Origin of the sequence: Haladaptatus sp., assembly GCF_049589095.1 — an archaeon.
Taxonomy (GTDB): Archaea; Halobacteriota; Halobacteria; order Halobacteriales; family Haladaptataceae; genus Haladaptatus.
In genome coordinates, this window is record NZ_JBAWAC010000600.1 from 1 (window position 1) to 7,551 (window position 7,551).

Consider the following 7,551-nt stretch of genomic DNA (forward strand, 5'->3'; position numbering starts at 1 on the left):
ATCGGCCACGCGTTCGGCCGCGAACGGCAATGAAGTTCGACGAGTGGGACCCCGTCTACCGCGCGATTCTCGCGGATTTCGGTTTCCCCCGAGCGGACGACGAACGCGCCCGCGACGTCCTCGCCGAACTAGCGGTTCCGTTCGACCGCGAGAAACTCGACCGGATCACCGGGAGCACCGTCGCAATCGCGGGAGCGGCCCCCTCGCTGGCCGACGAACTCGACACGGCACGAGGAGCGGAGTGCGTCGTCGCGGCCTCGACGGCCGCCGACGTGCTCCTCGATGCGGGTATCGACGTGGACTGCATGGTGACAGACCTCGACAAAAATCCGGAGACGGCGCGGGAGTTGAGCGAATCGGGGATTCCGGTCGCGGCGCACGCACACGGGGACAACATCCCGGCGATACGCGAGTACGTCCCGACGTTCGACCCGGAGAACGTCCTCGCCACGACGCAGGCGGAACCGCACGGACCGGTCGAGAACTTCGGCGGGTTCACGGACGGCGACAGGGCGGCGTTCCTCGCCGACGAGTTCGGCGCGGCTGAAATCGTCTTTCTCGGGTGGGATTTCGACGACGCTACCGTGAACCCGATGAAACGGAAGAAGCTCGACTGGGCCGAGCGGTTGCTGTACTGGTTGGAACGGCGGCGCGACGAGCGGTTTTCGGTTTTGGATGACCGACGGACGGAAATCGATTTCGACACCGGCCTATTTGAATCGGGGACGTAAACCGCCACACGATGGTCTCCGAGAAGGAAAAGATGCTGGCGGGCGAGCTGTACGACCCATCGGATTCCGAACTCGTCGAGGGGCGACAGCGGGCGAGGCAACTCACGCAACGGGTCAACACGACGGAGGTAACGGAGGTGAAGGAACGGGTGTCATTGCTCCGGGAACTGTTCGGCTCACTCGGTGATTCCCCACACGTCGAACCGCCGTTTCGGTGTGACTACGGCTCGAACATCCACGTCGGCGACGGCTTCTACGCGAACTTCGACTGTGTGATTCTGGACGTCTGTCGGGTCGAGATGGGGGACAACGTCTGGCTCGGACCGGGCGTCCACATCTACACGGTGACGCACCCCCTCGACGCGGAAACCCGTGTCGAGGGACCGGAGTACGGAAAGCCGGTGACGATAGGGGACAACGTCTGGGTCGGCGGGAGGGCGGTCATCAATCCGGGCGTCGAAATCGGCGACGACACCGTCGTCGCCTCCGGAGTGGTCGTCACCGCCGACGTTCCGGACGCCGTCGTGATCGGTGGCAATCCGGCGACGGTCGTCAAGGAACTGGATGGTGATCGTGAATCGGACGGGTAAGGAAGCCGCCCGAACAGCTTTATTTCATCGCACGCCGAGTGCTATCGTATGGCGCACGATTGTTCGTTCCTCCGCGACCTGCCGCTTCCCGACGACCGATTTTCCTTCGGCGACTCGCATCGCGCCGGGCACGCGGGGGATTTCGGAACGTTGGAAGCCGAGGAGGTAGAACCGGACGCGGTCGTCTGGCCGGAATCGACCGAGGAGGTATCGACGGTGCTCGCGGCGGCGGACGAGCGGGGCGTTCCGGTGACGCCCTTCGCCGCCGGAACCGGACTGGAAGGGAACGCGACACCGACCCGTGGCGGGGTCAGCCTCGACATGACTCGGATGGATTCGGTGCTCGACGTTCGTCCGGACGACTTCCAGATCGACGTCGAACCGGGAATCTTCGGGAAGGAGGTGGACGAAACCGTCGCCGGAGATGGGCTGTTCTTCCCACCGTTGCCGTCGTCGGGCGACATCTCGACGATCGGAGGGATGATCGCCAACGACGCGAGCGGGATGAAGACGGTGAAGTACGGCGAGGTCCACGACTGGGTGCTCGAACTCGAAGCCGTCCTCGCGGACGGATCCGTCATCACCGCGGGGAGCAAGGCGGTCAAAACGTCCAGCGGCTACAACCTCAAGGACCTCATCGTCGGCTGTGAGGGGACGTTGGCCGTCGTCACCCGTGCGACCCTCGAACTCGCGGGACGACCACAACAGATTCGCGGGGGACGTGCCGTCTTCGATTCGCTCTCGGACGCCGTGGACGCGATTTCCGACGCGGTTCGGTCGGGCGTGGACGTGGCGAAGATAGAACTCGTGGACGAGACGAGCGCGACGATGGCGAACGCCTACACCGGGTCGTCGCTCCCCGACGTGCCGATGGTGTTCGTGGAGTTCCACGCGAACCACGGCATCGAGGACGAGATCGAGTTCTGTCGGTCGGTGTTCGAGGCACACGACGTCTCCCAGTTCGAGATTGCCGAGGGGGAAGAGATGAGCGATCTGTGGCAGATCCGGCGGGAGATGGCCTTCGCGGTCGAGGCCTACGACCTCGACCTCTCGCCGCTCCATCTGGGCGACGTGACCGTCCCGATCAGCAGATACCCCGACATGGTTCGGCTCGTTCGGCAACTCGCCGACGAGCACGACCTGCTGATTCCCTGCTTCGGCCACGCCGGGGACGGCAACCTCCATTACACCGTGCTGGTGGACGAATCGGACGACGAGCACGTCGAACGCGCGAAGGAGGCCCAAACCGAAATCGTCCACACGGCCATCGAGTGGGGTGGAACCTGCACCGGCGAACACGGCATCGGACGGGGAAAACGCGAATACCTCGAACTCGAACACGGTGCGGCGAGCATCGACGCCATGCGCCGGATAAAGCGCGCACTCGATCCGAACGACACGCTCAATCCCGGCAAGATGTTTCCCGAGACGGTCGATGGTGGTCGGGTCGGAAACTGAGTCAGAAATCGTCGGCGAAGTCGCGTTTCGGCACTTCTCGATAGCGTTCACGACCGACGGGCGTTCGCATCCGCACGAGGTACGTCTCCTCGGTGAGGTCGTACACCGTCTTCCGTCGTCCCGCGTCGGTGGTTTCGGTCACCCGCGAAACGTCGTCGCAGTTCGAAAGCTGGTCGCCTAGCTGCCAGCTGATCGGGGTGCCACGGGGACCGGTCGGAGGGCGGTTCGCTTCGGACGCACGTGTGCCGTTCTGCCATTCCCCACGCAAATCCATGCCAATGGGAACGATATAAGGTGATAAAACGATATCGACATCGGACTATCACGGAAATTTTATATCGTCGGGAGGGAGGCAACCGACGTTTTACGTATAACCGACGTTTTACGTATGGGGTTCGTAGAACCGTGAATGGATCCCAACAGCGTCCGCCAACAGTGGGAAGAACGGTCGGGAGAGTATTCGCCGGACTACTACGCCTACTACGGGCCGAACGAGACGAGCGAGTTGCTCCGCGCTCGTCTCGACTCTGTTATCGAATCGGACGCGGCCATCCTCGAACTCGGGTGCAGTTCGGGACGGCACCTCGCGCACCTTCACGACGGGGGATACGAGGACCTTCACGGCATCGAAATAAACGGCGAGGCGCTTTCGGTGATGGAGGAAAATTATCCCGAACTCGCCGCGGACGGAACGTTCTACATCGACGCCATCGAGAACACCATCACCGAGTTCGACGACGATCAGTTCGACGTCGTGTTCTCCGTCGAGACTCTCCAGCACGTCCACCCCGACGGGGGAGTGTTCGGGGAACTGGAACGAATCACCGCCAACCGCCTCATCACCGTGGAAAACGAGCGAAGAGCCGATGAGAACGGGGGAGAAGGAGACGACGGGTCGTCTGAAACCCCCGTGAACTACGTCCACGACGAGTTCCCGCTCTACTTCAGGAACTGGAATCGGGTGTTCACCGATCGAGGATTTACCGAGGTTTTCTCCGAACAGACCGATCGGGACGTGTTTCGGGAATTCCACCTCGACGGCGGGGACGACGCGATCATTCAGTCGTGAACCAGCACGTCCACGACGCTCGGTCCGTCCTCGGCCAACGCCGTTTCCAACGTCTCCGCTATCGTATCGGGTGACTCGACGAGATAACCGCTCGCACCGTGGCTCTCCGCGTTCTTCGGGATATCGACCGGCGGTTCGAAATCCATGCCGACGTACTCGTGGTCGGCGTCCTCGCCGCCGAGCAGTTTCAGCGTGTTGTCCTTCAGGATGCGGTAGTTGCGGTTGTCAGAGACGACGACGGTCACGTCCACGTCGTATCGCACCGCCGAGTAGAGCGAATGTGGGTAGTACAGATACGACCCGTCGCCGACGAAGCCGACGACCTGCCGCGGGTCGTTCCGCTCGGCTTCCGCCATCGCGGCCCCGATAGCGGCGGGGAGGCCGTAGCCGAGACCGCCGCCCTTGTTCGAGATGTAGGCTTCCCGCTCGAACGCCCAGCGAAGGAGCATGACGTACTTCGACGTGACGCCCTCGTCCACGATGTACGGGGAAGAAAGGGTCTCCCGAAGGGTATCGACGAGTTTGGCTTTCGAGGCACGTGGGTCGTCGGTATCGTCGCCCTCGCCCATCGACGCCATCTGCCCTTTCGCGAACTCCTTGAACTGCGCGACGCGTTCCAACCGTCCCGTGAGTTCGTCGTCCCCTATTTCGACTTCCTCGGCAAGTCCGTCCATCACGTGTCCCAGATCACCCGTCACGGCGATGTCGGCGGGCGTGTTCTTGCCGACTTGCCACGGTTCGTCGTTCAGGTCGATGATGGTCGCGTCCTCGGGGACGAGGTCACGGTCGTGGCGCGTCAAGGTAGTATTGGTCGAACACCCCGCGAACACGACTGTGTCGGCGTTCATCGTCGCGGCGGCGATACCCTCGTCCGGCGGGATGTGGGACACCCACTGGTCGTGCGTGCCGGGGAAGTTCACTTCACAGGCCAATATTTCGGCGTGAACCCGCGCGCCGGTCGCTTCCGCCAACCGGACCGCCGCGTCGAGCGAGTCGACCTCGGAGTACGCATTGTGTCGAGGGATGTGGTCGCCGACGACGATGACGGGGTCCTCGGCGTCTTCGAGCAACGTCGCGGCTCGCGCGATTGCGGCCGGGTCGCCGGTACCGGGATTCTGAATCCGGCCTAATCGTTCGGGTTCGGCGTCGGTCTCGGCCATCATCACGTCGAGCGGGAGCGAGAGGAAGACCGGACCCGTCGGCGGCGTCTGGGCCACGCGGAACGCCCGCCGGAGCATGGTTGGGAGGGCTTCCACGTCCGTTACCTCCGCGCTCCACTTCGTGAACTGGTCGGTCATGGCGAGCACGTCGCCCGAGAGGATTGGTTCCTCGTGGCGGAAATCGAGGCTGTGTGCCCCGGCCGTGACGACGAGCGGCGCGCCCGTCACCGACGCGCCGTAGAGGTTGCCCAGTCCGTGGGCGACGCCCGGCGCGACGTGCAGGTTGACGACGCCGACCGGACTGTCGTCTTCGGTACCTCGATAGTTCTTCGTGCTCGCGTATCCCGCGGCCATCCCCACCGCGATGTCCTCGTGCGGCGCGAGGACGTACTCCAGTTCGCTCTCGCCCAGCGCTTCCATGACCGGGAGTTCGGTCGTTCCGGGGTTGCCGAACACGTGTCGAACGCCGTAGGCTTCGAGCGCGTCGGTGAACAACGCCGCGCCCGTCCGTGTGTCTGCCATGCCGATGACTGGTCGTGAACCCCCAAAGGATTTCCGGGGGAACATAACGGTCCGAAACTGCCCCGTGAGGGCGTGTACCGTGGTATCGTGTCTTCGAGAATTTTCAAGTGTCCCCGCATACTACCAGCGCCACCAACTGACTACAGGTGTTCCATCTCGCATGATTCCGTCACGATATCGAAATTCGATACTGTTCGCTCTGCTCGCGGTGATCTGGGGGTCGTCGTTCGTCGCCATCAAGGCTGGCTTGCACGCGTTCCCGCCCGTCCTCTTCGCGGCGTTCCGGTACGACGTCGCCGGTGCGGCCCTGCTGACCGTCGTCGTCGGCCTCGGCCTGCGAAACGACGACTTCCAGTGGCGACCGACGACACGAACCGACTGGACGCTCGTCGGCATCGGCGGGACGTTCATGTTCGGGGCTTATCTCGCGCTCCTCTTCACCGGCCAGCAGTACGTCACGAGCGGCGTGGGTGCGGTCATCCTGAGCCTGAAACCCGTCGTTACGCCGCTGTTCGCATTGGCGCTCCTGCCGAACGAACGGTTCAACGCACTCGAAGTCGTCGGCGTCCTGCTCGCGCTGGTCGGCGTGGTCGTCGTCGCCGACCCCACGTCGCTCGGCGGTTCGACGGTCGGCATCGCGCTGCTGCTCGTCGCGGCCCTCGTCTTCGCGTTCGCGTCGGTGGTGACCCAGCGATTGCGGACGACGCTCCCGGCGTTGACCCAGCAGGCGTGGATGATGGTCGTCGGCGCGCTCGTCCTCCACGCGACGAGCGCCGCCATCCGCGGGTGGCCGTCCGTCTCGTTCACCCGCCCGGCGCTCGTTTCGCTCGTGTACCTCGCGTTCGTCGCCAGCATCGGCGGGTACGTCATTTACTTCGACCTGCTGGAGCGAGTCGGCGCGAACGAGGTCAATCTCGTGAACTACGTCGTTCCGGTGGCCGCCACCCTGTTCGGATGGGCACTCCTCGGCGAATCCATCACCGACGCGACGGTTTCGGGCTTCCTCGTCATCGTCGCCGGGTTCGTCCTGCTGAAGTGGGCGACGCTCAAACGCGGCGTCATCGCCGCCCAGCGGCCGTCCAGACGGGTTCCCCAGGGAGGCTCGGAAACCGTCGTCGTCTCCGGGAACGTCTATTATCGCGGGTAGTAGGGCGGTGCGGTTGCGGTATGTTGGGGTTCGGCGGTCGTCTCTGAAAAACCAAATAGAACCGTTCGTAGTGAGCGCGAAAGGGGTTTTCAAAATCATCGTCGCAGTGGTCCCAATCACAGGAAAATAAAATCGGATTCGCTCCTTCTCGCCCGAACGTACAAGTGCGAACCCGTCGTGGCGAATTCTACGATGATTCGTCCCGAGTACGAGCGAGACAACAGCACCATCAGGAGGTCGCCGTAGTGCCGATAGAAGGATGGCGGCGGCGGGAGGATTTGGAGGGTGGCAAACAGATCCGGATCTGGTTGCGCGACGACGGTACCGAGGAGTTGTACGTCGAAAATCTGACCTACCGAGACGAGGGCTACGCGGTTTACGTCTACGACGTGGAAGAAGACGAGTGGGAGACTATCGCCGAGACCGATTCACGTGCGGACGCCGTCGAGCGGGCGACGGATTGGGCGGGGAGTTAGAAACTGACGCTCAGAGGAGCGCCCGCAGTTCGTCGCTCGGTCCGAGGGTGGAAAGCTCCGAGTCCACGTCGAGGGTCGAAAGCGTGTCGTCCCCGTCCGCCCTGTCCGCCGTGTTCGCCATCGCGCTGGCGTGAAAGAGGTACGAGAGCCGCAACAGCCAGAGCGCACGCTCCACGTCGTCCGGACCCTCGACGTGGAACGTGGTCCACCCGGATTTCGGGTAGATGTGATGCGGTTCGGTTCGCCCTTCCGCGACGAGTTCGTCGCGGACCCGACGCGGAAACGCGATGTCGAGGATACCCCACTGGTGGACGTGGCCGAGTTCCCGCTCCCCGAGGATGAACTCCGTGCCCCCGAATCTGTGTTCACCGACCTCCACGCCGTCCCATTCCGATACC

At 63.4% G+C, this 7,551-nt stretch carries 9 protein-coding genes; 6 read left to right on the forward strand and 3 right to left on the reverse strand.

Annotation, left to right across the window (positions count from 1 at the left end):
• The first annotated feature begins 29 nt into the window (after window positions 1–29).
• The 3 genes from WBV42_RS18805 to WBV42_RS18815 are packed head-to-tail and all read left to right on the forward strand — an operon-like array spanning window position 30 to window position 2,779.
• Entirely contained in the window at window positions 30–731 is a 702-nt protein-coding gene (locus WBV42_RS18805; RefSeq protein WP_423987398.1) for a 6-hydroxymethylpterin diphosphokinase MptE-like protein, read from the forward strand.
• A gap of 11 nt (window positions 732–742) precedes the next feature.
• A complete protein-coding gene (locus WBV42_RS18810; protein WP_423987390.1) occupies window positions 743–1,321 on the forward strand; it encodes a maltose acetyltransferase domain-containing protein in 579 nt (192 codons plus the stop codon).
• 48 nt (window positions 1,322–1,369) lie between these two features.
• Window positions 1,370–2,779 (forward strand): FAD-binding oxidoreductase, encoded by a 1,410-nt coding sequence (locus WBV42_RS18815; RefSeq protein ID WP_423987391.1) that lies wholly within the window; start codon window positions 1,370–1,372, stop codon window positions 2,777–2,779.
• 1 nt (window position 2,780) lies between these two features.
• On the opposite strand, the gene WBV42_RS18820 is transcribed toward WBV42_RS18815, so the two are convergent.
• Window positions 2,781–3,053, reverse strand: coding sequence for a hypothetical protein (locus tag WBV42_RS18820; RefSeq protein ID WP_423987392.1), 273 nt, complete (start codon window positions 3,051–3,053; stop codon window positions 2,781–2,783).
• Window positions 3,054–3,188: 135 nt separating this feature from the next.
• Between WBV42_RS18820 and WBV42_RS18825 the strand changes: the two genes are divergently transcribed.
• Window positions 3,189–3,848 carry a class I SAM-dependent methyltransferase gene (locus WBV42_RS18825; RefSeq protein ID WP_423987393.1) on the forward strand — a complete coding sequence of 220 codons (660 nt, stop codon included), beginning with the start codon at window positions 3,189–3,191 and terminating at the stop codon, window positions 3,846–3,848.
• Here WBV42_RS18825 and WBV42_RS18830 read toward each other — a convergent pair.
• The gene (locus tag WBV42_RS18830; protein WP_423987394.1) at window positions 3,839–5,530 is read right to left on the reverse strand and encodes a thiamine pyrophosphate-binding protein; all 1,692 of its coding nucleotides are present in this window, start codon (window positions 5,528–5,530) and stop codon (window positions 3,839–3,841) included. The two genes, WBV42_RS18825 and WBV42_RS18830, sit on opposite strands and share 10 nt — an antisense overlap.
• Before the next feature lie 160 nt (window positions 5,531–5,690).
• Here WBV42_RS18830 and WBV42_RS18835 point away from each other — a divergent pair, with 160 nt between their 5' ends.
• Window positions 5,691–6,677: a DMT family transporter gene (locus WBV42_RS18835; protein ID WP_423987395.1), complete on the forward strand. Its 987-nt coding sequence runs from the start codon at window positions 5,691–5,693 to the stop codon at window positions 6,675–6,677.
• Window positions 6,678–6,922: 245 nt separating this feature from the next.
• The gene (locus WBV42_RS18840; RefSeq protein WP_423987396.1) at window positions 6,923–7,153 is read left to right on the forward strand and encodes a hypothetical protein; all 231 of its coding nucleotides are present in this window, start codon (window positions 6,923–6,925) and stop codon (window positions 7,151–7,153) included.
• Window positions 7,154–7,163: 10 nt separating this feature from the next.
• Here WBV42_RS18840 and WBV42_RS18845 read toward each other — a convergent pair.
• Window positions 7,164–7,551 (reverse strand): luciferase family protein (locus WBV42_RS18845; protein WP_423987397.1); only part of this gene is annotated, 388 nt, incomplete at its 5' end.

Coding starts and splice junctions, on each gene's coding strand:
- WBV42_RS18805 (WP_423987398.1), top strand. CDS start 30: ATGAAGTTCGACGAGTGGGACCCCGTCTACCGCGCGATTCTCGCGGAT.
- WBV42_RS18810 (WP_423987390.1), top strand. CDS start 743: ATGGTCTCCGAGAAGGAAAAGATGCTGGCGGGCGAGCTGTACGACCCA.
- WBV42_RS18815 (WP_423987391.1), top strand. CDS start 1,370: ATGGCGCACGATTGTTCGTTCCTCCGCGACCTGCCGCTTCCCGACGAC.
- WBV42_RS18820 (WP_423987392.1), bottom strand. CDS start 3,053: ATGGATTTGCGTGGGGAATGGCAGAACGGCACACGTGCGTCCGAAGCG.
- WBV42_RS18825 (WP_423987393.1), top strand. CDS start 3,189: ATGGATCCCAACAGCGTCCGCCAACAGTGGGAAGAACGGTCGGGAGAG.
- WBV42_RS18830 (WP_423987394.1), bottom strand. CDS start 5,530: ATGGCAGACACACGGACGGGCGCGGCGTTGTTCACCGACGCGCTCGAA.
- WBV42_RS18835 (WP_423987395.1), top strand. CDS start 5,691: ATGATTCCGTCACGATATCGAAATTCGATACTGTTCGCTCTGCTCGCG.